Annotated in this window: 23 protein-coding genes and 1 tRNA gene; 11 read left to right on the top strand and 13 right to left on the bottom strand. The window is 66.9% G+C overall.

The genetic code is table 11. The annotated features are described in order from the left end of the window. Nucleotides 1-241: 241 nt before the first annotated feature. Nucleotides 242-751: a host attachment protein gene (locus MasN3_RS04690; RefSeq protein WP_281912722.1), complete on the top strand. Its 510-nt coding sequence runs from the start codon at nucleotides 242-244 to the stop codon at nucleotides 749-751. Nucleotides 752-808: 57 nt separating this feature from the next. On the opposite strand, the gene MasN3_RS04685 is transcribed toward MasN3_RS04690, so the two are convergent. Then, nucleotides 809-2,134, bottom strand: a complete 1,326-nt coding sequence (locus MasN3_RS04685) for a GGDEF domain-containing protein (protein ID WP_281912721.1) — start codon at nucleotides 2,132-2,134, stop codon at nucleotides 809-811. A 426-nt stretch (nucleotides 2,135-2,560) separates the two neighbouring features. Between MasN3_RS04685 and MasN3_RS04680 the strand changes: the two genes are divergently transcribed. Further along, nucleotides 2,561-3,463 (top strand): CAP domain-containing protein, encoded by a 903-nt coding sequence (locus MasN3_RS04680; RefSeq protein ID WP_281912720.1) that lies wholly within the window; start codon nucleotides 2,561-2,563, stop codon nucleotides 3,461-3,463. A 136-nt stretch (nucleotides 3,464-3,599) separates the two neighbouring features. Beyond that, complete coding sequence (gene uvsE / locus MasN3_RS04675) at nucleotides 3,600-4,490, top strand: UV DNA damage repair endonuclease UvsE (RefSeq protein ID WP_281912719.1); 891 nt, start codon at nucleotides 3,600-3,602, stop codon at nucleotides 4,488-4,490. Nucleotides 4,491-4,528: 38 nt separating this feature from the next. Here the strand turns inward: uvsE and MasN3_RS04670 are convergent, their stop codons facing one another. The 3 genes from MasN3_RS04670 to epsC all read right to left on the bottom strand — a co-directional run bounded on the left by MasN3_RS04670 (nucleotide 4,529) and on the right by epsC (nucleotide 8,677). Continuing rightward, complete coding sequence (locus MasN3_RS04670) at nucleotides 4,529-6,832, bottom strand: trypsin-like peptidase domain-containing protein (protein ID WP_281912717.1); 2,304 nt, start codon at nucleotides 6,830-6,832, stop codon at nucleotides 4,529-4,531. A gap of 148 nt (nucleotides 6,833-6,980) precedes the next feature. Beyond that, entirely contained in the window at nucleotides 6,981-7,676 is a 696-nt protein-coding gene (locus tag MasN3_RS04665) for an alpha/beta fold hydrolase (RefSeq protein WP_281912716.1), read from the bottom strand. An 83-nt stretch (nucleotides 7,677-7,759) separates the two neighbouring features. Next, on the bottom strand, nucleotides 7,760-8,677 hold the full coding sequence (epsC, locus tag MasN3_RS04660) for a serine O-acetyltransferase EpsC (RefSeq protein WP_281912715.1): 918 nt from the start codon (nucleotides 8,675-8,677) through the stop codon (nucleotides 7,760-7,762). Between the two features lie 216 nt (nucleotides 8,678-8,893). On the opposite strand from epsC, the gene MasN3_RS04655 reads away from it, so the two are divergent. The 4 genes from MasN3_RS04655 to MasN3_RS04640 all read left to right on the top strand — a co-directional run bounded on the left by MasN3_RS04655 (nucleotide 8,894) and on the right by MasN3_RS04640 (nucleotide 12,006). Then, nucleotides 8,894-10,654 (top strand): methyl-accepting chemotaxis protein, encoded by a 1,761-nt coding sequence (locus MasN3_RS04655; protein ID WP_281912714.1) that lies wholly within the window; start codon nucleotides 8,894-8,896, stop codon nucleotides 10,652-10,654. A 75-nt stretch (nucleotides 10,655-10,729) separates the two neighbouring features. Next, nucleotides 10,730-11,215 carry an acyl-CoA thioesterase gene (locus MasN3_RS04650; protein WP_281912713.1) on the top strand — a complete coding sequence of 162 codons (486 nt, stop codon included), beginning with the start codon at nucleotides 10,730-10,732 and terminating at the stop codon, nucleotides 11,213-11,215. Nucleotides 11,216-11,296: 81 nt separating this feature from the next. Beyond that, on the top strand, nucleotides 11,297-11,863 hold the full coding sequence (locus MasN3_RS04645) for a lipocalin family protein (RefSeq protein ID WP_370662330.1): 567 nt from the start codon (nucleotides 11,297-11,299) through the stop codon (nucleotides 11,861-11,863). A 67-nt stretch (nucleotides 11,864-11,930) separates the two neighbouring features. Then, nucleotides 11,931-12,006, top strand: a tRNA-Phe gene (locus MasN3_RS04640). A gap of 67 nt (nucleotides 12,007-12,073) precedes the next feature. Here MasN3_RS04640 and MasN3_RS04635 read toward each other — a convergent pair. Further along, nucleotides 12,074-12,499 carry a hypothetical protein gene (locus MasN3_RS04635; RefSeq protein ID WP_281912712.1) on the bottom strand — a complete coding sequence of 142 codons (426 nt, stop codon included), beginning with the start codon at nucleotides 12,497-12,499 and terminating at the stop codon, nucleotides 12,074-12,076. A 246-nt stretch (nucleotides 12,500-12,745) separates the two neighbouring features. After that, entirely contained in the window at nucleotides 12,746-13,594 is an 849-nt protein-coding gene (locus MasN3_RS04630; protein WP_281912711.1) for a hypothetical protein, read from the bottom strand. A 414-nt stretch (nucleotides 13,595-14,008) separates the two neighbouring features. Between MasN3_RS04630 and gdhA the strand changes: the two genes are divergently transcribed. The 3 genes from gdhA (at nucleotide 14,009) to MasN3_RS04615 (ending at nucleotide 16,884) form a co-directional block, all read left to right on the top strand. Next, entirely contained in the window at nucleotides 14,009-15,352 is a 1,344-nt protein-coding gene (gdhA, locus tag MasN3_RS04625) for an NADP-specific glutamate dehydrogenase (protein ID WP_281912710.1), read from the top strand. 166 nt (nucleotides 15,353-15,518) lie between these two features. Continuing rightward, nucleotides 15,519-16,178, top strand: coding sequence for an SOUL family heme-binding protein (locus tag MasN3_RS04620; RefSeq protein ID WP_281912709.1), 660 nt, complete (start codon nucleotides 15,519-15,521; stop codon nucleotides 16,176-16,178). 10 nt (nucleotides 16,179-16,188) lie between these two features. After that, the gene (locus MasN3_RS04615) at nucleotides 16,189-16,884 is read left to right on the top strand and encodes an SDR family NAD(P)-dependent oxidoreductase (protein ID WP_281914633.1); all 696 of its coding nucleotides are present in this window, start codon (nucleotides 16,189-16,191) and stop codon (nucleotides 16,882-16,884) included. Nucleotide 16,885: 1 nt separating this feature from the next. On the opposite strand, the gene MasN3_RS04610 is transcribed toward MasN3_RS04615, so the two are convergent. From MasN3_RS04610 to MasN3_RS04580, 7 genes are all read right to left on the bottom strand, one after another. Next, the gene (locus tag MasN3_RS04610) at nucleotides 16,886-18,031 is read right to left on the bottom strand and encodes an ABC transporter permease (protein WP_281912708.1); all 1,146 of its coding nucleotides are present in this window, start codon (nucleotides 18,029-18,031) and stop codon (nucleotides 16,886-16,888) included. After that, nucleotides 18,028-19,209: an ABC transporter permease gene (locus MasN3_RS04605; RefSeq protein WP_281912706.1), complete on the bottom strand. Its 1,182-nt coding sequence runs from the start codon at nucleotides 19,207-19,209 to the stop codon at nucleotides 18,028-18,030. Before MasN3_RS04605 ends, MasN3_RS04610 begins: the two co-directional genes overlap by 4 nt. 7 nt (nucleotides 19,210-19,216) lie before the next feature. After that, nucleotides 19,217-20,197 carry an HlyD family secretion protein gene (locus MasN3_RS04600; protein WP_281912705.1) on the bottom strand — a complete coding sequence of 327 codons (981 nt, stop codon included), beginning with the start codon at nucleotides 20,195-20,197 and terminating at the stop codon, nucleotides 19,217-19,219. After that, entirely contained in the window at nucleotides 20,194-21,636 is a 1,443-nt protein-coding gene (locus MasN3_RS04595; protein WP_281912704.1) for a TolC family protein, read from the bottom strand. The genes MasN3_RS04600 and MasN3_RS04595 overlap by 4 nt, the downstream gene beginning before the upstream one ends. Nucleotides 21,637-21,744: 108 nt before the next feature. Continuing rightward, on the bottom strand, nucleotides 21,745-22,644 hold the full coding sequence (locus tag MasN3_RS04590) for a hypothetical protein (RefSeq protein WP_281912703.1): 900 nt from the start codon (nucleotides 22,642-22,644) through the stop codon (nucleotides 21,745-21,747). A gap of 34 nt (nucleotides 22,645-22,678) precedes the next feature. Further along, a complete protein-coding gene (locus tag MasN3_RS04585) occupies nucleotides 22,679-23,266 on the bottom strand; it encodes a TerD family protein (RefSeq protein WP_281912702.1) in 588 nt (195 codons plus the stop codon). A 35-nt stretch (nucleotides 23,267-23,301) separates the two neighbouring features. Then, nucleotides 23,302-24,417, bottom strand: a complete 1,116-nt coding sequence (locus MasN3_RS04580) for a toxic anion resistance protein (RefSeq protein ID WP_281912701.1) — start codon at nucleotides 24,415-24,417, stop codon at nucleotides 23,302-23,304. A gap of 136 nt (nucleotides 24,418-24,553) precedes the next feature. On the opposite strand from MasN3_RS04580, the gene MasN3_RS04575 reads away from it, so the two are divergent. After that, complete coding sequence (locus MasN3_RS04575; RefSeq protein ID WP_281912700.1) at nucleotides 24,554-25,393, top strand: DMT family transporter; 840 nt, start codon at nucleotides 24,554-24,556, stop codon at nucleotides 25,391-25,393. Nucleotides 25,394-25,445 lie beyond the last annotated feature (52 nt).

The raw sequence follows: 25,445 nt of genomic DNA, 5'->3' as shown, positions 1-25,445 counted from the left end.
GTTCCTTCAGCTTAAGCCAGCGCCGGCGGAATTCCAGTCCTGTTTTCCCGGTGCTCATGCGTGCGCACGGCAGTGCCGCGTCGGTGCGCCGGGGTTCCGGAAGCGGCGATATACTGGATTCATAGCCTGATCGACATGCACGCGAGTCGCATGTCGATTGCCGCGCCATACCTTGTTTCCGGGACGCCATTCCTGGTCGTTCCAGAACGATACTAACGATTCACTACTGACAGGGGGTAGCATGCCAACAACCTGGATTCTTTCGGCCAATAACGGCCGCGCGAGGTTCTTCGCGGAGTCCGCTCCGTCCGAGCCGCTGCAGGAAATCGAAGACATGGTCAACTCCGCGGCGCAGTTGCGCACGGTGGATACCGAGACCGACCGGCTCGATCCGACCGCCGCCTCGGGTAGCCGTCACAATATCGGCGGCAACGAAGGCGCCGGACTTGCCCACAACGCGAAAGCGGGAGCGCCGAACAAGCTGTACCAGCCGGCGCAGACGCCCGACCAGCACGCGGCCGACCTGTTCGCGAAGGATGTCGCGACCTACCTGCTGAAAGCGCAGAACGAGGGCCGCTACCAGCAGCTGCTCATCTCCGCCTCGCCGGATTTCCTGGGCGTGCTCCGCACCAAGCTCGATCCTCAGGTCCAGAAACTGGTCAAGGCCGAGTTCAACAAGGACTACACGCACTCGGGTCCGCAGCAGCTGCGCGAGCAGTTGCAGGCCCACCAGGCCAAGACCGCCGAGTAAGCCGGCGCCAGTCTTCGGCGCGTATCGAACGCCAGCCGCGGCTGGCGTTTTTTTCGTTCACGCGCACTGCAGTCCCGTTTCCTCCGCACAGATCCGGTTGCGCCCGCCCTGCTTCGCCACGTACAGCATGGCGTCCGCGCGCAGGAACAGTTCGTTCTCGCTGCGGCATTCGGGATAGGCCGCCACCCCGCCGCTGAAGGAAAAATGGCGCAGGTCGCCCGGGCCCACCTCGAAGGGAATCGCGCAGAAAGCCTCACGCATCGCGTCCAGACGTCGCCTGCCCTCCTCGCGGCCGCAGTTCCAGAACACCACGACGAATTCCTCGCCGCCGAAGCGGCTGAGCAGGTCCGACTCGCCCAACTGCGGCGCCAGGGTCAGGGACAGGCGCTTGATCACGATGTCGCCGAAGTGGTGCCCCCAGGTATCGTTGATGGTCTTGAATTTATCGATGTCGATGACGCCGAAGGCCAGTTCGCAGCCTTCCTGGGCGGCGCGCCGGACCATGGCCTGCGCCTTCTTCTGCAGGCCGACCTTGTTGAGCAGGCCGGTGGCGCGGTCCTTCCCGATCAGGTCCTTGTTGATGCGGATCTTGTTGCTGCGGTTCACAAGCTGGGCTTCCAGCAGTCCGGGCTCGCCGGTCGCCAGCACGGCGTCGAAGCCGTCAGCCAGCGCGCGCCGGGCCAGTGCCGGGTCCGGACGGCACTGCAGCAAGGCGATCTCGCGCACCGGGTCGGCCTCGATATTCCTTTGCAGCACCCGCACGATGGCTTCGGTGCGCAGGTATTCGCCATCGGTCACCAGCACCAGGTCGGGCTGCAGCTCCTTGACCCGCAGGTGCAGCGTCTGCGCCTCCGGATGGCGGATCACCTCGAGGTTGCGCTGCTGCAGCAAGTCGTCGTCCAGCCCCGGCACCGCCCCCAGCACGACCATGCGCACGGCGTCGCCGCGCTTCTTCTGCACGAACAGGTTGAACAGCTTGTCGACCAACACGTCGTTGGGGATCGGCTTTTCGGCATAGGCCAGGCAATTGCTGTCGACCAAGCGTTGCTGCAGCAGGAAGCGGCTGCCCTGGCGCGCGCTCTGCAGGTAGACGTAGCGGTGGTTGGCGGGCAGGCGCTGCAGCAGCTCGCCCAGCATCAGGGTACGGCGGCCTTCCGGCATGTCGGCCTGCATGTTGTGCAGGGCATCGAGGTCGATCACGTACAGATTGTCGCCGCCGTCCTGCGCCACCGCCTCGACGAAACGCGACACGTCATCGAAGAACAGCATGTCGAAGTCATACTTATGGGCGTGCAGGAGCAGCTCGGCCCGGTTGTCCTTGATGAAAAAGCTCTGCGATAAGAGCAGGACCTGATTCCTGTACAACGGCATGGCTTGCGTCATGGTGCCTCGACTTCCTTGCTGGATGCGGTGCTGGCTGCGCGGTTCCTGTGTTGTGTTTATTGCAGGAATCCAATTGTGTTCCGGTCCGCGGTAAAAGGCAAACACTTCGGTCGCAAGTGCAACAAGTAAGCAAAAAATTTCTTTCAAGAAATTTAGCTTAACAGCGGCAGATGACGCGCGCATGACCGTCGATTGGCGCATACAAGGCAGGGCCACGCTGTTGCGGCTTGTTACAGCGTCGCGCTTTGCCGCTGACGGCGGCGCTGCTATAGTGGATGCATCGGACAGCGGCGCCATTGCTTCTGTCCGGCCCGACAAACGCTGACCTGGGGTCGGCGTTTTTGCATTGGGGCCGGCTTAGTTTCCTGTCAATTGCTATTGATTCAATGCGATGCATGGCCGCGGTACGCGCGGCTGGGGTTGATCTTGCCAACGAACATCCTGACTCTGCCAAGTCTTTCACGCGCCGCCCCGCCGCTGCTGCTCGCGCTCGCCGCGTGGCCCGGCATGGCCGCAGCCGTGCCGGCGCCAGCCTATGGCGCCGAGCAGCTCACCACCCTGGTCAATGCCTATCGCAGCGCGCCGGGCAGTTGCGCGGGCCGGGCCGCCGCGCCGGCCGCGGCGCTGACGGCACATCCGGCACTGGCGCGGGTGCGCATCGGCCCGGGCACCTTCATCGAACTCGCGCTCGAGCACGCCGGGTACGCCGCCGAGCGCGCCGTATCGGTCAGCGTCAACGGCCCGCAGTCCGCGGCGGAAGCGATGGCGGTGCTGCAGGAAAAATACTGCAGGACCCTGCTCGACACCCGCTACTCGGCCGTCGGCAGTTACCGAGAGGGGAACGAATGGACTGTGATCCTGGCCCGTCCGGCGCCGCCGCTGCCGTCCGAATCGTTTCCGGACTGGCACGTGGCCGGCAAGGCCATCCTGGACGGCGTGAATGCGGCCCGGGCCAGCGCGCGCCGCTGCGGCAAGCAGCAGTTCGCGGCGGCGCCGCCCGTGAGCTGGAATCCGCAACTGGGCGAAGCCGCGCTGTCCCACAGCCGCGACATGGCGGCGCGACGCTATTTCGGCCACAGGGCCAGGGACGGCAGCATGCCGGCCGACCGCGCGACGCGGGCCGGCTATGCCTGGCAGCGGGTGGGCGAGAACATCGCCTTCGGCCAGAGCACGCCCGACGAAGCCATCGCCGGCTGGCTCGACAGCCCGGGGCACTGCGCCAACATCATGAACCCGGGCTTTACCGACATGGGCGCGGCCTATGGCGTCACTACGGAAAAGCGCAGCGGCATCGTGTACTGGACCCAGGTGTTCGGCAGGCCGCGCTGAAGCGGGCAATTCCGCACGGTGCGGAGTCCTGTCCCTGAGCTGTCCCGGGAACATGGCGCAAGGCGCCTTAAGCGAACGCGCCGGCAAAGCCAATGTGGATAGACTGGAACGCACCATCACCCCACCCCAGGACACCATGCAACCGAACCTCGGCCTCGTCTGCATCACCGCCTCGAAAGACGTCCGCTACCGCACGGTCACGCGCAAGCGCTTGCTCGAGCACAGCCTGGACGCCCAGCGCAAGCTGCTCGAAGACCTGTACCGCGACAACATCCAGACCCTGGACAAGGCGCTGCGCTATTGCGAAGCCGAGGACATCCGCCTGTACCGCCTGCCCTCCTCGATTTTCCCCTTCGCCGACGAAGACATCGGACGCGAGGTGCTGGCGCCCTTCGCCACGACCCTGGGACGCTCGGGCCGGCGCGCGCTGGAACGCGGCATCCGGCTGGTGATGCACCCGGACCAGTTCGTCGTGCTCAATTCGGATTCGGAAGGCGTGGTGGCGAACAGCGTCAAGATCCTGCAGATGCATGCCGAGATCATGGACCTCCTGGAGCAGCCGCGCTCACCCTGGGCACTGCTAGAGATCCACGGCGGCAAGGGCAATCGCGCCGACGCGCTGGTGGAGCGCATCGCCCTGCTGCCCGATGCGATCCGCTGCCGCCTGGGGCTGGAAAACGATGAATACGCCTATGGCGCGCAGGAAATCTACGAGATCTGCATGCGCGCCGGCGTGCCGATGGTCTTCGACGCCCACCACCATGTGGTGCACGCCAAGCTGGACAGCTATGAAGACCCCAGCGTGGGCGCCATGCTGCGCAAGGCGAGGGAAACCTGGGCCGATCCCGCGCACCAGCTGGTGCACATCTCGAACGGGCGCGAAGGCTTCAACGACCGCCAGCATGCGGACCTGATCGAGGTGATGCCCTCCTCCTACCTGGCCGCGCCCTACATCGAGATCGAAGCCAAGCTCAAGGAAGAGGCGATCCGCGGCCTGCGCGGCTGGTCGGCCTCTGCGATGGCTTGACAGCACGCCTGACACCATCAAGGACTTGGCCAGTCGCATCAGAAGATGCGGCCGACCTCGGCCAGGCTGGGCGACTGCCGCAGGTCTGCCGGCGTCACGAAGTCGGCGGGTGATCGGAACAGGGCCTGCAGCGCCGGGGGCAGCCCTCCTCCGAAGGCTGCCGGTTGGCGCGCGGCCGCCAGCGCTTCTTCCTTGCCTGCTCCGGCGTTCTGGTAGCGTACGGCGGCCAAGGCGATGGCGAACCTCGACACGGCGGCGCCGAGTTGCGCTTCCAGAACAAGGCGCTCGCTCGGTTCGCTCGGCGGCCTGCCGTAGTGAAGCTCGGCCAGGTACTCGGCCACGAACTTTTCAGCCTGCTTCTGAAGCAGCTCCTGGTTGAGCGGCAACTGCACGGCCGCACGCTCGGCCGCCTCGGCAAAACCCGGTTGCAGCAACTGCGGCTGCGCCAGCAAGGTAGCGGCGATGCTTCCCTCCTCGATGGCGGGCGCGGTCGGGGCGTAGGCTTCCGTGGCGCCCCCGGGAATCTGCAGGTGAAATGGATTGCCCTGGCCGCTGAGCGCTTCGTCATAGGCCCGGTACACGAATTCCGAGCAGATCATCAGTTCCTTTCCGCTTTCGAGGAACTTGTCGAGGGTCTCTGCCGCAGCCACCGACACCGCCTGGATCATCTTCCCCAGCATGCCTGAAGGACGTAACTTTCTCGTCAGCAGCAAGATGCCGAGGAAAACAAGCTGCGGATAGGCGTACTGCAGCTTCTTGTCCAGGTAGTAATTGCCTCGATCAAGCACGGGCCGCATGTCGCGCTTGTCGCGGAAACGGTGCACCACGACCCAGTTGTGACCGGGAAAGCTTTGTTCCGGGGGATCGCGGATCAGGCCGGCATCCACCGCCTCGCCGATGAGGCCCTTGCCGTCCCCGCCCAGGTACAAGGCGGCATGGCTCACGTCACTGTTGGTGAAATACTTGATCGCATCCGACAGGATTCCCGTGCCGTTGTACAGCAGGACATCGCCGGGCTCGAGCGTCTGGATAAAGGCGGGCAAGCTGGTCTGCATGCCCGACATTCCGCGCACGAGGTCCAATCCCAGGCCCTCGTGGCGCGCCGGCATGGGCGCGCGCGCATCGTTCGGGCGGACGCTGATCGTGATCTCGGTCAGGTAGGCACCGGCGTCGAGGGAACAGCGGGTCGCCGGCGCGACGGTCTTTGTTTCCCTCTGCTTTCCCTGGTGCTCACCGGGCCCGGGTGCCGGGCCGGCTGCCGGGCTGGCTGCTGCGCCGCCATCGAGGCTGGGCAAGGGCGTGACCGCCTCTTGCTGCAAGACGAGGGAAACCATCTGCCGGACCGGTGCCGGCAGATTGTCCAATGCCTTCAGGTAGGACACGATACGGCTGATCCGGACTCCCTCGTTGGCCACCCAGCTGGCCGGTACGCCCGCCGCGCCCGTCCCGTCGCCGGGCACACTTGCATGGTGCAGCGCCACGACTTCCCACTGGTCGTTGAACACCGGCGATCCCGATGCGCCTAGCTCGGTGTCGGTCGTGTAATGCACGAAGTCGGGCAGCAGGTCGACCACCTTGTTGTCGCGCAGGGCCACCTGCTTGGGCTGGGCCCCGGGATGCTCGATGATCGAGACCGGCTCGTCAGGAAGTATCTTCGCGGTGGAGGCGATCAACGGCACCACGGTCCGCTGGCGGGATCCCGGCGCCGGAACGATGCCGGCCAAAGCAAAGTCCAACTCTTCGTTCGACAGGTAGCGGCTCTTGTCGATGTGCGCAACGTCGACATGTTCCATCTGTCCGTCGATGCCGGCCTGGTAGTCGAACTGGATGACGCTCAGCCCGGCCGTGTCCGCATCCGGCAAGACGTGGTGGTTGGTGAGGATCACTCCTGGCGCCACCAGGAAGCCGGTGCCATAGCTCAGCTCGTGGCCTTGCCCGTCGCTCGTGACCATGCGCCCGACTGCATCGGCAGCCAGGGCGCTGCGCTCGAAATAGGCCACCGGCAGCAGATCGTTGCTGCCGATGAGGCGTTCGATGGCCGCGCTCATGCTGCGCGCGGGCATCTTGGTGGAGCTGATCACCGCCTGTACGAGATGGGGACTTGCCTGCGCCTGTCCTCCCTTGCGCGCGGCACGCTCTGCAATGTGTGCCGGGTCTTCGAGTTCAAGGAACAATCCCTGGTCCCTCAGCTTGTCGGCTTGTTGCCGAACTGCCTTCCTCGCCTCGAAACGCCCGGCTGCGGCACGGTTCTGCCGCTCCTTGAGCGCGGCGATGTGCGCAGGCGCCGGCGCCGGATGAACGCCCTTCTGCGAAACCAGGCTTGCGGCCGGATTGTCGTCCATGGAAGTCTCCTTCGTCACGTCGGTTAGACCGGCGACATCTTGGCGTGACGAAGGGCGAGCTTTGAGGAAGCTCAAGGCTGATAGGGATTGACCTTGCGCGCGGCAATAGACAGGCGAGAACAGATCAAGCTAGCCGTCTACACCCTGCTCAGGCTGCCGTCACTTTCTGAAGCCAGGGCCCGACGATGGCCAGCAGCGCCTGCGGCGCCTCGAGCGGCAGCATGTGGCCGCTGTCCTCGATGACGGCGAGTTCGGATCCGGGAATCGCGGCATGCATCTCCTCGGATTCCTCGCGCGAGCGCAGCCGATCCTGCCCCGCCGCAATGATCAGCGTCGGGCAGCGGATGTCAATCAGCCGCTCGCGGTCGCTGCTGCGCACGATCGCCGACTGGCGTCGGAACACCTCGCCGCCCAGGCGCACGCCCATCGCGCGCACCCGCTCGATGAGGGCCTCGTTGGCGGCCTGTTTTGGATGCAGCGAGGTGGCGATCGCAGTTTTGCTCAGGCCGGAGAAGGCGACCGAAGGCGCGGCCTTGCCGACCGTGGCGCGGCTGTGGCGCAGCGAAGGGGTATCGGCGCGGGTGGAGGTGGCGATCAGGACCAGCGCGCGCACCCGGCCGGGCGCCAGGCGCGCGATCTCGCGGGCGACATAGCCGCCCATCGAGAAGCCGACCAGGATGAAGCTGGCAGGAGCAGCGGCGAGCGCGCGGCTGGCCATGGCTTCGATGGAGGAATCGTGGCGCAGGTCGGCGTGCACGAGCGGCCCGAATCGTTCGAGCGGCCCCGCCACGTCGTCCCAGAGCGTTTCGTCGGCCATGTAGCCGGGTACGAGCAGGATGGACATCGCGCCATGATAGCAAAGGCGCCGCCGCTTACTACCCTGCGTCAGCTACCCTGCGTCAGCTACCCTGCGTCAGGTACCCTGCGTCAGGTATTGCGCGACTGCGCCTGCGACACGTTGCTGCCCGGCGGGACGCTTTGCGTCAGCCAGACATTGCCGCCGATGGTCGAGCCGGCGCCGACCGTGATGCGCCCCAGTACCGTGGCCCCGGCATAGATGACCACGTCGTCCTCGACGATCGGGTGGCGCGGCGCACCCTTGACCAGTGCGCCGCTGGCATCCACCGGGAAGCGCTTGGCGCCCAGGGTGACCGCCTGGTACAGGCGCACCCGCTCGCCGATGATGGCGGTCTCGCCGATGACGACGCCGGTGCCGTGGTCGATGAAGAAACTGCCGCCGATGCTGGCCGCGGGATGGATGTCGATGCCGGTCAGCGAATGGCCGATGTCGGCGATCAGGCGTGCCAGGAAGGGCACGCCAAGGCGGTGCAGGCAGTGCGCCAGCCGGTGGTAGAGGATGGCGATGGTGCCCGGATAGCACAGCATGATCTCGGCCACCGAGCTGGCGGCCGGATCGCCGGCCAGCGCGGCCTGCACGTCCGACACCAGCAGTGCGCGGATGCCCGGCAAGCTGGCCGCGAATTCGCGCGTGATCGCCTGCGCGTGCTCCGCCAATGCGGCCTCGTCGGCTTCTTCGAACTGGGGAGCAAAGCGCAGCGCGCGCCGCACTTGCCCCACTAGCCGGTCGAGCGTGACGTTGAGCGTGTCGCCGACAAAATAATCGATGCTCTCGTCGTTCAGGTCGGGCCGGCCGTAATGGGTAGGAAACAGCGCCGCCGATACGCCGCCCACCACCTGGGTGAGCACTTCGCGCGAGGGCAGCTCGCGCACGCGGCCCTGGTGGCGGATGTTGTGGGTGGATTCGCGCGAGGTGCGCAGCGCGTCGATGATGGGGCCCAGGTGCCACTGCACGGAGCCGGATGGGGGCGGGAGTTCGCTGTTCATGTGCCGAGCCTACCTGCTTTGCCGGCTTGGGAGAACGATTTAAATCACAGCTTCTTATGCGGAAATCGTTATGAAAGATTGTCCGCGCATAGTTTGATCGACTTCATTACTTCTGGTCCACATTTTGCTCTAAGTTAATGGATTGCCGCCCTGACAGCAGGGTGCGCTTCTCCGACGTGCCGCCGGCCGCCCCGAATCCGGGCAGGCCGCACCGGCATGGAGCCCACCATCACTTCGGGAGACGCCGTGTCCAACGCCATGTCCAGTGTCCGCGTTCAGCTACGCCTCGTTTTTGCCATCGTCATCGTCATTTCTACCCTCGCCGCCGCAGTCGCCATCTGGCGCCTGCAGCTCATGTCCCGAGAAACCGAGGCGCTCACCCGGCACCCGCTGGTCAAGGAGCCCCTGGCCTCGCAGTGGCTGCTCAACACCTCGGTGTCGGCCAAGCGCACCGCCGCGGTCGCCCGTTCGAGCGATCCGGAACTGGCCAAGGCCTTCGCGGCCGAGAGCCTCGAGTCGAGCCAGCGCACCAGCGTGTTGCAGGACAAGGTCGGCAAACTGCTCGACACGCCGGAGGAAAAGGCGCTGTTCGATGCGATCGCCGAAGCGCGCGCACGCTACATCGAGACCCGCGACCAGGTAATGAAGCTGAAGGCCGACGGCAAGTCGCCCGATGCACTGGCCCAGTACGAGCGCGAATTCGTGCCGGCCACCCAGCTCTACCTGGACAAGGTGGCGGCGCTGCAGGCCCTGCAGCACAAGACCATCGACAGCATGGCGCAGGACGTGCTGGAGGGCGCCGCCGCCAGCACCACCATGTTGATTGTCCTATGCCTGTCGAGCCTTGCCGGCAGCGTCGCGGCAGCCATGCTGTTCGCGCGCGCGCTGTTCCGGCGCCTGGGCGGCGAACCGGCCGAAGCGGCGCGCGTGGCGGGCGAGATTGCCGCCGGCAAGCTGGACGTGCGGATCGCGCTGCGGCCGGGCGACGATTCGAGCCTGCTGCACGCCCTGCGGCGCATGCGCGACAGCCTGGCGCAGATCGTCGGCCAGGTGCGCGACGGCACCTCGACCATCGGCGCATCGAGCGATGCGATGGCCAGCGAAGCGCAGGAGCTGTCGCGCCGCACCGAGAGCCAGGCGGCGGCGCTGGAACAGACCGCCTCCTCGATGAACGAGCTGGCGCACGCGGTCCAGCACAGCGCCGCCAGCGCCGAAGAGGCAAACGGCCTTGTGGTAGCCGCCTCGACGGTGGCGCAGCAGGGCGGCGCCATGGTGGGCCAGCTGGTGGACACCATGGGGGCGATCAATGCCTCGTCGGCGCGCATCGTCGACATCATCGGCGTCATCGACGGCATCGCTTTCCAGACCAATATCCTGGCCCTGAACGCCGCGGTGGAAGCGGCGCGTGCCGGCGAACAGGGACGCGGCTTCGCCGTGGTGGCCGGCGAGGTGCGCAGCCTGGCCCAGCGCTCGGCGGCCGCGGCGAAGGAGATCAAGGAACTGATCGACGACTCGACGCTGCGCGTGGCGCAGGGCGCCGACCTGGCCGGCCGCGCCGGCGCCACCATGAACGGCATCGTGGAGAGCATCGGCCGGGTGACCGCGATCATGGGCGAGATCGTCGATTCGAGCAAGGAACAGGCGAGCGGCATCCAGCAGGTGCACCGCGCGGTGTCCGACATGGACGGCGTCACCCAGCAGAACGCGACGCTGGTGGAGGAATCGGCGGCGGCGACCGAGTCGATGAAGGAAGAGGCCGCGCACCTGGCGCAGATCGTCGCGGTCTTCAAGCTGGCCGACCGGCCGGTCCGCGCCAGCGCCGGCAAGGCCGCGCCGCGCATCGCCAAGGCAGCCACCCCGCCCGCCAAACCCGACGCGGCGACGGCCCCGGCGGCGCGCGCCAAGCCGGCTGCCCGCCCTGCCCCTCCTGCGCGCGCGGAGCGCAAGACCGCCGACGCGGAGTGGGAGGAATTCTGAGCGCCGCCGGCCGGCATTGCCGGCCGGGCGATTCTGGCGCACCATAGCGTCATCCTAGCTTCTGTCGAGTCCTGCATGAACCTGCCTTCCCACCAGCTGTCGATGACGGTCCTGATGACCCCTGACACGGCCAACTTCTCCGGTAACGTCCACGGCGGCACCATCCTCAAGCTGCTCGACCAGGTGGCCTATGCCTGCGCCAGCCGCTACGCCGGCCGCTACGTGGTCACGATGAGCGTCGACCAGGTCACCTTCCGCCAGCCGATCCACGTCGGCGAGCTGGTGACCTTCCTGGCCTCGGTGAACTATGCCGGCCGCAGCTCGATGGAGATCGGGATCAAGGTGATCGCCGAGGACATCCGTTCAAAAGTGGTGCGCCACGTGAACAGCTGCTTCTTCACGATGGTGGCCGTAGGCGACGACCGCAAGCCGGTGGCGGTGCCGCCCCTGCAGCCGGCGACCCAGGACGAGCATCGCCGCTTCGAGGAAGCCCGGGCGCGCAAGGCCGCCCGGCTGGAACTCGAACGCCGCCACGCCGAGCGCGCCGCCGCGCGCACCTAGCGCGTATTTCGTGCGCTGGCGTACGGCGGGGCCGCGCCCGCTTCGGCTACCATCGACGCTCGACCATTCACGGGAACGACGATGAAAACCTTCCTGCTTGCACCGATGCTGTCCCTGCTGATGCTGTCCGTGGCCCCGGCCCGGGCCGCGGACACGGCCGAAGCCGGCGCCAAACCGCTGGCCACGATTCCCGCGCTCGACGTCAAGCGCTACATGGGCACCTGGTACGAGATCGCGAAGTTTCCGAACGACTTCCAGAAGAAGTGCGTCGGCTTCACCACCGCCACCTACAGCCTGCGCGACGACGGCCGGGTGGACGTGCTCAACCGCTGCCGGCGCGCCGACGGCAGTACCGACGATGCCAAGGCCGTGGCGCGCCAGATCGGCGAGGCCACCTCGCCGAAGCTGAAAGTGCGCTTCGCGCCCGCCATCGTGTCCTGGCTGCCGATGGTGTGGGGCGACTACTGGGTGATCGACCTCGACCCGGACTACCAGCTGGCCGCGGTCAGCGAACCGAAACGCGAATACCTGTGGATCCTGTCGCGCACGCCGAAGGTCGACCCGGCCGTCTACGACGCCCTGCTCGGCCGGCTGCGCGCCCAGGGGCTGGACATGAACCGGCTGGTGCCGACCAGGCAGGGCGAATGAGGATTCCGGCCTGATTTCAATCAGGCACTACCGCAGCGCCCGGCCTTGTGCTAGAATGCGAGCCCTTGGCCTGGTAGCTCAGTTGGTAGAGCAGAGGATTGAAAATCCTTGTGTCGGTGGTTCGATTCCGCCCCGGGCCACCAAGAACGTCGCAGTAAAAACGCCAACCCATGCAGGTTGGCGTTTTTGTTTCCGGAACTCAGATTCCTCTCATTCCTTCTTTTCCCTGAATTCGCCGTCGATCACCATATCGTCGCGGCTGTTCGCGGGGCGCCGGCCGGTGAACGTGGAGACGGACGCGACGATCCGATCGAACAGGGTTCGCCGTAACCAGGGATAGCCGAGAAGAAACGCCAGGCTAAAGCCCGTAAATATTGCGGACACGCTGTCGCCCAACCACACGAAGTTCAGCAAGCACAGTGCGAGGATGCCCGCCATCAGCGGCCGGCGCACGGGTTTGGGCAAGAGACCGACGACGCGCAGCTTGCCCTTGCTTATCGAGGGAAATCGTGCAAACAGGACGGCAAGCAGCAGTCCCGCCAGAAACCGGCTCGTGCCGAAATGAGCGGCCAGCACCCCGATGACCAGGAAGCCGGTATAGGTCATCGTACCGGCCAGCGCTGCCAGCAGCAGCAAGGCAACGGCGAGCGTTAACTTGGGCGAACGTATTGCCGCATTGATCAAAAGACGTAGGATTTGTGTACTCCTGCAGATGAACGTGAAAGGTATGGCGGATTCTAACAATACTGTGCCTGGCCTGCCCGGTCACGGCCATGCCGAGCGGATGACGCAAGCAACAACGCCACCCTAGGGTGGCGTTGGCTCGATGAGGGCAAGCTGGGAGTGCGGCATGCTCCCCCTGGAAGCTTGCCGGCGCATGCATTAGCTGGCGGTGATCCTTTCGATCACCTTGACAGCCGTTCCACCACCGGGAACCAGGGCGCCGGCCAGCTCCGAGCCCATTTCAAACAGCATTTCACGCGTCGTGATCGCCTGGAGCTTTTCCTTGAACCACTGCCCGTTCTCGATCACTTCGCCGGTCAGGCCGTCGACTTCAATGACGCCTACCTTGTCCTCGGTCGTCCAGGCGAATTCGAATGCAAACACCGGACGGTAGTACAGGTAGATTTTTTCGATCGTAACGATGTCTTCCTGGAACTCATGGGCATTGATGACTTCTGCGTCCAGCGTCTGTCGTATTTTTTGCAGGAGCATCGGCAGGCGCAGTTGTGGAACAATCGCTTCGGACAGCTCCAGTACCGTATGTTCCTGCACCTTGTACTTGTTGATGTAATTTGCCAGCACGCCCTTTTTCAGGTCACGCAACAGTCCGTCCAGATGGTCTTCGTAATTGATCTTGCGATGAGAGAACTCGACTGCCTGCAGGTTGATCGACCGTTTATTTCCCTGCTCTGCGATCGAATACTCCATCCCGTTGATCAGTACTTTCTTTGCATACGCATTACCGATCTCCACGGGATAGACCAGCTCGCGCGAGTAATCGACAGAACGTGTCGTCACCACATGCCAGAACGGCTCGTAACGCAAGACGTGTTTCGAGAGGAGGACGGTTTCTTCTTTCGGGCGCTTGAACGGATTAAGCTTCGCCAACATCCCGAAAGCATTCAATTTTTTCTGATTCGCTTGCTCGGTAGCAGCGCTCAGAGGATAGACCTGGTCGAACACGAATACCTTTTCGGCATTTTCCGCGTATTGAAGAAGTTCCGCCATACGAGCCCCATAAGAAATGTTTTTACATTAAACCATTTCTCTTCCGATAATGGAACTTTCTCCTTGGGCTCATCAGCGACGAAACACCTTCCCTCACTGCTTGCCGTTTCCGCTCCATCCATCGCCCCTCCCAGCCGCTTCTGCTACCATAGTCCCCTGGCGCGCGAGCATCCATCGCATGCGCCGACAACAACATCGAGACACCGATCCATGAAATCGGTGTTTCTGTCTTCGGGTAGCCAACCCACTCCTCCATACGGCGAGGCGGATCCCACAAGGTGACGCCTGCCGCACTACGACGAGCCGCCGGCAAGGCGCCGGAGCTTGGTCGCGCTCGCCGCTCCCGTGCATCACGTCGACGATGGCCGTCGATGGAGCTGCCTGGACTCAGACATTCTCGATCTTGGACACCACATGAAATACGCATCTGTACATCAGTTTTTGCAGCACGTCGCCGACCGCAATCCCGGCCAGCCGGAGTTCCTGCAGGCCGTCACCGAAGTCATGGAGAGCCTGTGGCCCTTCATCGAACAGCATCCCAGGTATGCCGAGCAAGGCCTGCTCGACCGCCTGGTCGAGCCGGATCGTGTGGTGATGTTCCGGGTCTCGTGGGTAGATGACCATGGGCAGGTACAGGTGAACCGCGGCTACCGGATCCAGCACAGCATGGCGATTGGTCCGTACAAGGGCGGCTTGCGCTTCCACCCTTCCGTCAACCTGTCGGTACTGAAGTTCCTCGCTTTTGAACAGACCTTCAAGAATGCCTTGACCACCCTGCCCATGGGTGGCGGCAAGGGCGGCTCCGACTTCGATCCCAAGGGCAAGAGCCCGGGCGAAGTCATGCGCTTCTGCCAGGCCTTCGTGAGCGAGTTGTTCCGCCATGTCGGGGCCGACACCGACGTTCCTGCCGGCGACATCGGCGTCGGCGGCCGCGAAGTCGGCTACATGGCCGGCATGATGAAAAAACTGAGCAATCGCGCCGACTGCGTCTTCACCGGCAAGGGCCTGAGCTTCGGCGGCTCGCTGATGCGGCCGGAAGCCACCGGCTACGGGACCGTGTATTTTGCGGAAGAGATGCTCAAGACGCGCGGCCGTTCCTTCGAAGGCCTGCGCGTGAGCGTGTCCGGTTCCGGCAACGTGGCGCAGTACGCCGTGGAAAAGGCGCTCTCCCTGGGCGCCAGGGTCGTCACCGTCTCCGACTCGAGCGGCACGGTGATCGACATGGATGGCTTTACCAGCGAAAAGCTGGCCGTCCTGATGGAAGTGAAAAACCACCTGTATGGCCGCGTCGGCGATTACGCGCAGCGCACCGGCACCCGCTTCGAAGCAGGCGTGCGACCGTGGCATGTTCCGGTCGACGTGGCGCTGCCCTGCGCCACCCAGAACGAGCTGGATGCCGACGACGCCGCGGTCCTGATCCGCAACGGCGTCCTGTGCGTGGCCGAAGGGGCCAACATGCCCTCGACCATCGAGGCCGCCAAGGCATTCGAAGCGGCCGGCGTGCTGTACGCGCCGGGCAAGGCCAGCAATGCCGGCGGCGTCGCGACCTCCGGACTGGAGATGAGCCAGAATGCCGCGCGCCTGTCCTGGCCGAGCGACGAAGTCGACGGCCGCCTGCTGCAGATCATGCAGGGCATCCATGCCTCGTGCCTGAAATACGGCAAACGCGCCGATGGCAGCATCAGTTATGTGGATGGGGCGAATATTGCCGGGTTCGTCAAAGTGGCCGACGCCATGCTGGCCCAAGGGGTGATCTGAGCCTTGCCGCTGTCCTTGCGCCCGGGTTCCAGGCACGCGCGCGATCTTGACCCGTACAAGACCCGCTGCAGGCCCCTCCTGGTCCCGCGCGGGCTTGTCACCCCTCTGGTTTCGCCGGAAGATAAAGCTGGGTAGTCAACCGATCATCACGCACTGGAGGCCTTCCATGCAACGCGTTCCACACGTCCGCCGCCGCGCCCTGCCCGGGCAGGTGGCATGGCTGATCGGCTCGGTGGCCCTGCTCGCGCTGGCAATATGGCCCATGAGCAGTCACGCGGTCGAAGAGCCTGCCTACACGACCGTAGAGCGCTTCCCTGCTTTTGAAATCCGGCAGTATGCCGGCTATGCCGTCGCCGAGGTGGTGGTGCCGGGTCCCGGGAGCGATGCCGGCAACCGCGCCTTCCCCATCCTGGCCGGCTATATCTTCGGCAACAACAAGGGCGAGCGCAAGCTGGCCATGACCGCGCCGGTGACCCAGGCGGCCACGCCCGTCAAGCTGGAGATGACGGCGCCGGTGACGCAAAGCGCCAGCCGGGACGGCTTCCTGGTCCAGTTCGTCCTGCCGGCGGGCATCAGCGCGGCGGACGCGCCGGAACCCCTGGACTCGCGCGTCAGGTTGCGCGACATGCCGCCCGAGCGGGTCGCGGTGATCCGCTATTCCGGCTTCTGGTCACAGTCGAACTACGACCGGCACCTGGCCAGGCTCCAGGATGCCTTGCGCGCGGCAGGCCTCGCCTGGCAAGGCGAGCCGGTGCTGTCCCGCTACGACGCCCCGATCACGCCCTGGTTCATGCGGCGCAACGAAATCTGGCTCGCGCTCGATTGACAACATGACGATGAACAGCCTTCCCGACGGCTTCCACGCCCTGGTGGTGGGCGCTTCCGGGTCGATCGGGGCCGCCTTCGTCGACTTGCTTGGCGAGGCGCCGCGCTGCGCCTCGGTGCGCGCCCTGCACCGCCATTCCACGCCGCCCCTCGATTTCGCCGACGAAGACAGCATCGCGCAAGCGGCGCACGTGCTGGCGGACGGGCCGCGCTACCACCTGATCGTCAATGCGGCAGGACTCCTGCACGGGGCGGACTTCATGCCGGAAAAACGACTGGCCGACCTGCACTACCCGCAGCTGCTCGCGACCTTCCAGGCCAACGCCTTCGGGCCCGCCCTGCTCATGCGTCACTTTGTCCCGCTGCTGGCCAGCGAACGCGCCATCATGGCCATGCTGTCGGCAAAGGTGGGCAGCATCGGCGACAACCGGCTGGGCGGCTGGTACAGCTACCGGGCGTCCAAGGCCGCCCTCAACATGCTGGTCAACACCGCCGCCATCGAAGTGGCGCGCAGCCACAAGAATGCGGTGCTGGTCGCGCTGCACCCGGGAACGGTCGCTTCCAATCTGTCGCGGCCCTTCCGCGGCGACAGCATCGGACGCCCGGCCCGGGACGCCGCCGCCGACATGCTGCGCGTGCTCGATGCGCTGACGCCTGCCGACAGCGGCAGCTTCCGGTCCTGGGACGGCAGCGTGTTGCCCTGGTAGGCTAAACAGCAGCATGCCCGCGCCGGCGCCAGCCGCGCAGGCCCAATCCGATGAACACCAGCGCCAGGCCCGCCAGGACCAGCACTTCACGGCGCAGTTCGGCCAGTGAAGCACCCATCTGGTTGGCCGCGACGAAACCCTGGATCGCGGCGGTCGAGGGCAGCAGCCAGCGCAGCGCTTGCAGCGGCCACGGCAAGGCGCTGGCCGGCCAGACCAGGCCCGCCAGGAACAGCACCGGCATCGAACTGGCCACCAGCAACTGCACGCTGCGCTCGCGGGTGCGGAAGAACAGGCCCATGACGATCCCGAGCGCCGCCACGCAGACGCTGTACAGCAGGCTCAACACCAGGGTGGCCGCCGGGTTGCCGCCGCGCGGATAGTCCTGCCACCAGAGCACGAAGCCGAAGTAGTACGCGGCATTGAGCAGCACCACGCTGGCAAATGCGCCCAGCGCGCCGGCATAGGCGGCAGTCCCGGCCGCATAGGGGAAGGTCCCGGTGCTGGCCCAGCTGCCGAACAACAGGCCGATCCCGAGCAGGAAGGTCTGCTGCATCAGCAAAACCACCACGCCCGGGACGATGTACGAGGCATAGCCTTCGCTGACATTGAACATCGGCAGCGCCTCGACCGACAAGGGCTGGCGCTGCGCGGCGGCCTGCTGCGCCGACGGCGTGGCGGCGCCCAGGCGCTTGAGTTCGATGCCGGCCGACAGCGTGCCCACCACTTCAGCGAGGCCGTTGAGCGCCACCTTGTTCAGCAGTGGATAGGCGCCGATGCCGCCTACCTCGACCTCCGGCTGCCTGCCGGCCAGCAGCTTGCCGCTGAAATCGGCGGGAATGACCATCACGCCAGCGGCCTCGCCGCGCCAGATCCATTCCTGGGCCTGCTCGGGGCGGGTGGTGACGCCGGCCACGCTCAGGCCCGGATGGGCGCCGGCCCAGCGGATCAGCTGGCGCGACAGGGCCGAGCCATCCTGGTCCACCACCGCCACCGGCACCCGGCGCACCGTTTCGCCGCTGTAGGGCAAGGGATAGAAGAAGGAATACACGATGCCGGAGATGAAGAACAGCAGCAGCGCCGCCTTGTCGCCCAGGATCGCGCGCCAGGTGAGGCGCCAGGCCTGGCACGCGGCCGCCAGGCGGCTCATGTCTTGCCCCAGCTGTCGGGCTGGCGCATGCGCGCGGCCAGCCGCAGGTAGCCAGCCGCGCCCAGCACGGCGCTGAAGCCGGCCAGCGCGGCCAGCGCGCCCAGGCTGAAGCGCAGCGGCGCGCCGGACAGCCAGGTGTTGTTGACCAAGCCCAGGAAATGGGTCAGCGGCAGCGCCTCGGCCCACAGGCGCGCCGCGGCGGGCATCGCCAGAATCGGGAAGCCCTGGCCGGAAAAGGCGAAGGCGGGCGCGGTGACGAAGGCGCAGGCCGACAGCGCCGAGCGCAGCGAGCCGGAGAATGCGACGATGAAGGTGCCCAGGGCCAGGCAGGCCGCGACGAACAGGACGGTGCCGAGCGTCATCGCCAGCACGCTGCCCAGCACCGGCCAGCCGAGCAGCGCGCCGAAACCGATACCCACCAGGACCGCGTGCAGCAGGAAGACCACCGCCGGGATCGCCAGCTTGGACAGCAAGGCCACGGCTGGCCGTCCCCGGGCTGCAGCCAGCCAGTCGGGCACGGTGGCGGCGCGCAGTTCGCGCCCGATCGCGGTCAGCGCGGCCAGGGTGGCGCAGATGTGCAGCAGGCTCCACACGGCCGGCAAGGCCAGCGCCGGGATCATGCTGCCGTTCTCGTTGAACAGCGCCACCGCGCGGGTGGCGACCGGCTCGACCTGCTGCGCGGCCTGGACCGGGGCGGCGCCGCGCCTGGCGCGTCCCTGCAGCTCGGCGCCGGCCGACATGGTCGCCACCACGGCGCGCACGTCGCGCGTCATCGCGCCGGTATGGGATGGGTACTGGGCGTTGTACGCCCATTGCAGGCCGAGCGCTTCGCCGCGCGCCAGACGCTCTCCCATCTGCGCCGGGATCGACACGATGCCGAACACCTCGCCGGCGCGCAGCGCCGCCAGCGCCTCGGCATCGCTGGCGGCTGGCACCGGCCGCAGGCCCGGCGACTGGTCCAGCATGCGCACCAGGGTGCGCGACTGCGCGGACTGGTCAAGGTCGCGCACCGCCAGCGGCAGGTCGCGGGCGATGCCGGCGGAAAAAATCCACCAGGTCAGAAAGTACAGGGATAATGGAATCCACCCCAGCATCGCCAGGTCCCAGCGGTCGGCGCGCAGGCGCGCCCACTCGCGCGCGAGCGAGGCCTGCCAGGCGGAAGCGGCGGGAGCGGGCATGGGCGGTTCAGCGCTCGAACACCACCGTCATTCCCGGACGCAGGCCCGGCAGCGGCGCCATGGGCCGCAGCCGCAGCTCGAAGGTGCGCAGGTCGGTGCCGCCGGGACGCGCGGCGCGCCAGGTGGCGAAGGCCGGCAAGGCCGATACGGTCTCGACCTTGAAATCGGTACGCGCTTTCAGCGCCGGCACATAGCCCCGGTGCACGCTTCCCTTGGCGAAGGGCTTGAACATGTCCTCGCGCACCGCCAGCACGGCCCAGACGTCGTCGAGGTTGACCAGGGTCACCACCGGAAAGCCCTGCGGCGCCAGTTCGCCGGCCTGGATCGCCAGCTTGCTCACCTCGCCGGCGCTTGGTGCCAGGATGCGCGTCTCGGCCAGGGCCGCATCGGCTTCCGCCACCACCCCGTCCACCTGGCGCGCCTGGGCCTGCGCCGCCTGCTTGTCCTCGGGCCGCGCGCCCTGGCGCGCCAGCTCGTACTGGGCGCGCGCGGCGGTCGCCAGCTCGCGCGCCGAGCGCGCCTGGGCGCGGGCGTCGTCACCTTTCTGGCGCGCCAGCACGCCTTCGGCCACCATGGCCGCCACCCGCCTGTCGGTCAGCTCGGCCAGCCGCGCACCGGCCTCGGCGCGCTCCCAGTTGGCGCGCGCGGCGACGACCTCCTCGGGCCGTGCGCCCGCCTGCGCCTTGCGCGCCACGGCGGCGGCGGCGTCGCGCGCCGCCTGCGCCTGATCGAGCTTGGCGCGCACTTCGGGACTGTCCAGCTCGAACAGCAGCTGGCCACGGCTCACCGCCTGCCCCAGTTGCACGTGCACCCGGCCGACGCGCCCGGGCACCTTGGACGACACGTTCACTTCTTGCGCTTCAATCTGCCCTTGCAGCACTTCGGGCACCGGCTGGAAGGCGCGTACCAGGCCCCAGGCCAGCAGGGCCAGGACCAGCACGCCGGCCAGTACGGCCGGCACGCGTTTTTTGCGGCTTGTCTCGCTCATCGGGTGGACTCCTTCGCGGGATCGAGCTGGTGGGGTGCGGAGCGCGCATGCTCGACCAGGCGCTCGGGCCGGCCGGTGGTGGCGAGCAGGCGCGCCAGCGCCAGCACATAATCGTGGGCGGCCTGGGTCCGCTCGATCCCGGCCTTGGTCAGGTTCAGGGAAGCGTCGTCCACGTCGGCCGTGGTCGCCTGACCGTTGCGGAACGATACCTGCGCCAGCCGCAGGCTTTCTCGCGCCAGCTCGATCGCCGAGGCCATGGCCAGGTAATGCTGGCGCGCATCTTCCATGGCGCGCCACTGGGTTTCGGCCAGGGTCGGGATGTCGCGTCCAGCCTGTTCCGCGGCTGCTTCGACGCGCTGTTGTTCGAGCCGTGCGGCGGCCGTCAGGCGCGCGCGGTCGACCCGGTCGACCAGCGGCATGCTCAGCGCCACCCCCACCAGCCAGTTGGCGCGCGCGGCCCCGCCGCGGTTCAGGTTGTAGTTGGCGATGCCGACCAGGGTCGGGCTGAAGGCCTTGCCCTGCAGCTTGAGATTGGCGGCCGCCTGGGCGCGCTTGCTGTCGATCTGCTTCCAGGCGGCATTCGCGTGCATGGCGGCTTCCACGAACGAGGCCAGCGAGCCGACCGGCTGCTCGTGCACGAACAGCGGCGTTGCGGGCTCGACCGCCTGCTCCTCGCCCAGCAAGCGGCGCAGGGCCAGCTCGGCGACCTCCGCGTCGCTGGCGGCCTTGGCCGCCTCGCGCGCGGACTTGTCGACGGCGACGTCGGCCTTGAGGCGTTCGACGCGCGCGATCAGTCCGGTGCGCTCGAGCTTGCGCGCCATCTCCTGGTGTTCGCGCGCCACCGCCAGCGCCGCAGTGCGCAGCCGAGCGGCATGGCGCGCCAGCTGCACGCCAAAATAGCGCTGCGCCAGCAACAGCGCCGCCTCGTCCTGCGCCGTCTGCAGACCCGCGCCGGCCTCGGCGGCGCGCCCGGCGGCCACCTCCTTGAGCGCATCCAGGCGTCCGCCGGTGTACAAGGGCCAGACCGAGGCCAGCCCCAGCGAGCGGACCGTGAACGTGCGCTCGGCCTCGAGGCTGGCGGGCAGTTCCGGCAAGGCCAGCCCGGGCAGCGGCGGCAGCACCTCGAGCACCGGTTGCAGGGCCGGCTCCAGGGATTGCGCCAGGCGGCCGGTATCGATATTCAGCGAGGTCGAGAGACGCCCGGCGAATCCGTTCAGGCGCAGGTCGGGCCCGTCGATGCGGCGCAGCGCCTCGGCCTGCAATTGCCTGGCTTGATAGTCGAGCTCGGCGCCGCGCACCGCGCCCGAACGCACCTGCATCCGGCGCCACGCCTCGCCATAATCGAGGGTGCCGGTCTGCTGCGCCCGGACCGGCAACACGGCGCAGCAGGCCAGCGCCAGGGCGAGCGGTGTAATACAGGTCTTGGACGGCTTCACCATTCTCTCCGCAAACTCATCAGTATTTACCGACGATGATAGCGCCGCTTCGCCACGACCGGCCACACGACTGGCAGGCGCGCCGTGTCCCGGGCACCACCGTATTATTTACTAGCCGCTGCTTTTCCCGGTGCCGCCCTGCGCCTGCGCCATCTCCAGCGCCGGCAGGGTCACCGTCAGGAAGGACGACACCTGGCCGACCAGCTCGGCGGCCTGCTGGCGCACCTGCCCCATCTGCAGGATCGACAGCTCGGCCTGGCGCACCGCCTGCTGGATCAGGGTGCGGCGCTGGATGAGGGCATCCGACAGGGTCGCGTCCAGCGCGCCGCCGGCGAGGGTCGACGCGACGGCGAGCGCAGCCGCGTGCAGGGCCAGGTTGGCCGCCGACGCTTCCAGCTCGCGCATGGCGGCATCGCTGTCCGCGATGAGCTGCAGCAGCTGCGCACGGCTCGACGCCAGCGCCGGCTTGAACTGGGCGGGCGGCGCCGGGCGGCGGAACAGCTTGTCGAACACGCCGGCCGGCGTCCTGGTGCTCTCCAGCGCCGATTCGAGCAGCGCCGGCACCGCCATCCGGGTGAAAGCCAGGACCAGCTCGGTGATCGGCTGCAGCAGCGCGGCCTGTTCCATGAGCGGCCGCTCGGCCCACTCCGCGACCACCGAAAGCCTTATCGGCAGCAGGCGCCGAAACAGCGCCGCCAGGCGCTGCCCGTCCGGCTCGAACAATGCCGGATGGTCGCGCTGCGCGATCGCCAGCGCATCGCGCACCGCCGGATGATCCTCGCTCTCGAACAAGACCCTGGCCGCGGCTTTCGAGGGCACGGCGGAAGGTGGCGCGGCGGGAAGCTCGTCGAAGGACAGCGCCCTCGGCACACTGTCGCCGGCAGGCGCCGCGGCGGCTTGCTCGGCATCGCCGAAGTCGAAGGCCTGCGGCGCCAAGGCAGCGCCGGCCGGCTCGGCGGGGAGCTCGGGCTCCGCGCCGAAGTCGAATGCCTTGGGCGTGTGCTGGGTCATCGGCTACCCGGCATCGAGCAGGAGCACGTGCTCCTCAGACGGTGCCGCCGAGCTTGCGGATGAAGGTCGCCAGATTCAGCTTGAAGCCGGCGCCGACGGCCTGGAAGCGCCATTCGCCATCCTTGCGGTACAGCGAGCCGAACTGCAGCGCGGTCTTGTCCGCGTAGTCTTCGTCCAGGTCGTATTCCGCGATCGTCTCGCCGGTCTCGTCGTTGTACACCTTGACGTAGGCGTGCGTGACCATGCCGAAGGTCTGCTTGCGCACGTCGGCATCGTGGATGGTCACCACGATCGGCATCTCCACCACTTCCGCCTCGACCTTGGCCAGGTCGACGGTGATGACTTCGTCGTCGCCATCCTTGTCGCCGGTCCGGTTGTCGCCCGAGTGCACGACGGCGCCGTCCGGGGAGATGGTGTGGTTGTAGTACACGAAATGGGCGTTACTGATCATGACCGGATGGTCGCTCGCATCCCGCCTGCACAGGAATACCGACGAGTCGAGGTCGAATGGCTGGCCCTCGACCGCGTTGACCTTCCATCCGAGGCCGATGCGCACGCGCTTCAAGCCCGGCGCGGTCTTTTCGAGGTTGATGCGATGGCCAGTGTGGAGCGTCGTCGACATGGGCTTTCCTTTTCCTGATGGGATGAAGATGGGATTCAAGCGCCGCCGGGCGAAAAGCGCGCAATCAGCTCGCGCTCCAGCTCCTGCAGTTTCGGCAGCTCGGCCTGGCGGCGCTGCTGGCCTTCCTTCGAGATCTGCTCGAGCTTGTCGAAGGCGCTCACCAGCTGGGTCTGGACGTGCTGGGCGGTTTCCAGGCTGACCAGGGAGCGCTGCTTGGCGCGCGCCACGGTCTCGGTATTTTCCAGCAGCATGTCGGCCTGGGCGCGGAAGGCGGCGTCGGTGGCGTCGTAGGCGGCGTTGGCGACCGCCGCGCTCTGCTTGGCTTCCAGTTGCAGCAGGTAAAGCGAGAACACGTTGCGCCAGGCCGGAATCGACACGTTGACGATGTCCGTGAAGGTGTCGGTCAAGGCGCGGGCATTGTCCTGCGACAGGCGGATCTGCGGCACCATCTGCGTGGCCATCAGCATGGCGCGCTTCAGGTCGTCGATGCGCTTTTCGAGGCGTTCCAGACGACGCTTGAGCTCGGTAGCCTGCTGCGCCTCGAAGGCGTTGGCCGGCGCGGCCTGCTGCGCGACCGCCTGGCGCAGCCGCGACGCCCATTCCTCGCCCTTCTTCACGTCGGCGTCCAGGCCCTGGTAGTAGGTTTCCAGGCCCTTGTACATCTCGTCGAAATCCTGGATGCGCGCCCGGTGCACGTTGGCATGCCGCGTCATTTCCGTGACCAGGGTGTCCATGCGCGACTCGACCACCTGGTACTGCGACAGCATCTTTTCCTTGACCGAGCCGAACATGTTCGTCAGGCGCGACACCAGGCCGCCGGAACGCAGCTTGGCCGGGTCCAGGCCCTTGGAGGTGGCGATCAGCTCGTTCAGCTGCGTGCCGAACACGTCCGCGTCCGATGCGCGGACGGTGCCGAGCAGCTTGGCCGACACCTTCGCCACGCCGGCGCCGGTGGAACCGCCCAGTGCCTCGATGGCCTTGTCGTCGATCCCGGAGACGTCGACACGGACGATCGGGGCCGCGCCCGCCTCGGGACGCGCCGCCGGCAGCGTGTTCGCCGTCGAGGAAGGATCCAGCAAGGGCGGAAACGCGGGCGTTGCGGGCACGGCGGATGCGTTCGCTTCGTCGTCGGAGGAGAACAACGGTTTCATGGGATTCCTTCAGGTGGAAGTGACAACGTGAATAGCTTACCACTGGACAATCCGGCTGGGCCAGCGCCGGCGCTACATGCCTTGCTTGTCTACCCGCCTTGGGTCAGTATAACCACTCCACAGCAGGAGTCCCTCCATGTCGCATGCGCGCGTCGTCGTCCTGACGGTACTGGCACTGGCCGCGTTCGCGGGCAACTCCCTGCTGTGCCGGGCCGCCCTGTCCCGCTCGTATATCGATGCCGCCAGCTTCACGAGCCTGCGCCTGCTGTCGGGCGCGCTCGTGCTGTGGATCCTGGTGAGGCTGCGCGGTGGCGGCCGGAGCGGACAAGGCAGTTTCCTGTCCGCGCTGGCCCTGTTCGCCTACGCAGCCGGCTTTTCCTTCGCTTACCTCCACCTGCCGGCCGCGGCCGGCGCGCTGATCCTGTTCGGCGCCGTGCAAACGACCATGATCGCCGTCGGGATCTGGTCGGGCGAGCGCCTGCGTCCGGCGCAACTGGCCGGCTTGCTGCTTGCGGGAGGGGGCCTGGTCGGCCTGCTGCTGCCCGGCTGGTCCGCGCCCCCGTTGCCGAGCGCCTCGCTCATGCTGGGCGCCGGCGTGGCCTGGGGCATCTATTCGGTGCGCGGCAAGGGCGCCGGCGACGCCCTCCAGGTCACTGCCGGAAATTTCGTGCGCGCCGTGCCGATGGCGCTGGTGCTGAGCCTGCTGCTGCTGCGCGATGCCTCGTTCGATCCGGCCGGAAGCGGGTATGCCGTCCTGTCCGGCGCGCTCACCTCGGGCGTCGGCTATGCCATCTGGTACACGGCGCTGCCCTTCCTGAAGTCGACCAGCGCGGCGGCCGTGCAATTGAGCGTTCCCGTGATTGCCGCCCTGGGCGGCGTTGCCTTCCTCGACGAGCCGCTCACGCTGCGGCTGCTGGCCGCATCGATCGCGATCGTCGGCGGCATTGCGCTGGTGATCCTGCGCCCGCGCACATAAGCTGGCCTGCTCTGCTTGCCTCGGCCCGCCCCGCCTTCCTATCATGAATGGA

Source organism: Massilia varians (assembly GCF_027923905.1).
GTDB lineage: Bacteria > Pseudomonadota > Gammaproteobacteria > Burkholderiales > Burkholderiaceae_D > Telluria > Telluria varians_B.
This window is presented reverse-complemented; position numbering and strand designations above follow the sequence as displayed.

Excerpts from the sequence above, each read along its gene's own strand:
- MasN3_RS04690 (WP_281912722.1), top strand. The coding sequence starts at position 242 with ATGCCAACAACCTGGATTCTTTCGGCCAATAACGGCCGCGCGAGGTTC.
- MasN3_RS04685 (WP_281912721.1), bottom strand. The coding sequence starts at position 2,134 with ATGACGCAAGCCATGCCGTTGTACAGGAATCAGGTCCTGCTCTTATCG.
- uvsE (WP_281912719.1), top strand. The coding sequence starts at position 3,600 with ATGCAACCGAACCTCGGCCTCGTCTGCATCACCGCCTCGAAAGACGTC.
- MasN3_RS04670 (WP_281912717.1), bottom strand. The coding sequence starts at position 6,832 with ATGGACGACAATCCGGCCGCAAGCCTGGTTTCGCAGAAGGGCGTTCAT.
- MasN3_RS04665 (WP_281912716.1), bottom strand. The coding sequence starts at position 7,676 with ATGTCCATCCTGCTCGTACCCGGCTACATGGCCGACGAAACGCTCTGG.
- epsC (WP_281912715.1), bottom strand. The coding sequence starts at position 8,677 with ATGAACAGCGAACTCCCGCCCCCATCCGGCTCCGTGCAGTGGCACCTG.
- MasN3_RS04655 (WP_281912714.1), top strand. The coding sequence starts at position 8,894 with ATGGAGCCCACCATCACTTCGGGAGACGCCGTGTCCAACGCCATGTCC.
- MasN3_RS04650 (WP_281912713.1), top strand. The coding sequence starts at position 10,730 with ATGAACCTGCCTTCCCACCAGCTGTCGATGACGGTCCTGATGACCCCT.
- MasN3_RS04645 (WP_370662330.1), top strand. The coding sequence starts at position 11,297 with ATGAAAACCTTCCTGCTTGCACCGATGCTGTCCCTGCTGATGCTGTCC.
- MasN3_RS04630 (WP_281912711.1), bottom strand. The coding sequence starts at position 13,594 with ATGGCGGAACTTCTTCAATACGCGGAAAATGCCGAAAAGGTATTCGTG.
- gdhA (WP_281912710.1), top strand. The coding sequence starts at position 14,009 with ATGAAATACGCATCTGTACATCAGTTTTTGCAGCACGTCGCCGACCGC.
- MasN3_RS04620 (WP_281912709.1), top strand. The coding sequence starts at position 15,519 with ATGCAACGCGTTCCACACGTCCGCCGCCGCGCCCTGCCCGGGCAGGTG.
- MasN3_RS04615 (WP_281914633.1), top strand. The coding sequence starts at position 16,189 with ATGAACAGCCTTCCCGACGGCTTCCACGCCCTGGTGGTGGGCGCTTCC.
- MasN3_RS04610 (WP_281912708.1), bottom strand. The coding sequence starts at position 18,031 with ATGAGCCGCCTGGCGGCCGCGTGCCAGGCCTGGCGCCTCACCTGGCGC.
- MasN3_RS04605 (WP_281912706.1), bottom strand. The coding sequence starts at position 19,209 with ATGCCCGCTCCCGCCGCTTCCGCCTGGCAGGCCTCGCTCGCGCGCGAG.
- MasN3_RS04600 (WP_281912705.1), bottom strand. The coding sequence starts at position 20,197 with ATGAGCGAGACAAGCCGCAAAAAACGCGTGCCGGCCGTACTGGCCGGC.
- MasN3_RS04595 (WP_281912704.1), bottom strand. The coding sequence starts at position 21,636 with ATGGTGAAGCCGTCCAAGACCTGTATTACACCGCTCGCCCTGGCGCTG.
- MasN3_RS04590 (WP_281912703.1), bottom strand. The coding sequence starts at position 22,644 with ATGACCCAGCACACGCCCAAGGCATTCGACTTCGGCGCGGAGCCCGAG.
- MasN3_RS04585 (WP_281912702.1), bottom strand. The coding sequence starts at position 23,266 with ATGTCGACGACGCTCCACACTGGCCATCGCATCAACCTCGAAAAGACC.
- MasN3_RS04580 (WP_281912701.1), bottom strand. The coding sequence starts at position 24,417 with ATGAAACCGTTGTTCTCCTCCGACGACGAAGCGAACGCATCCGCCGTG.
- MasN3_RS04575 (WP_281912700.1), top strand. The coding sequence starts at position 24,554 with ATGTCGCATGCGCGCGTCGTCGTCCTGACGGTACTGGCACTGGCCGCG.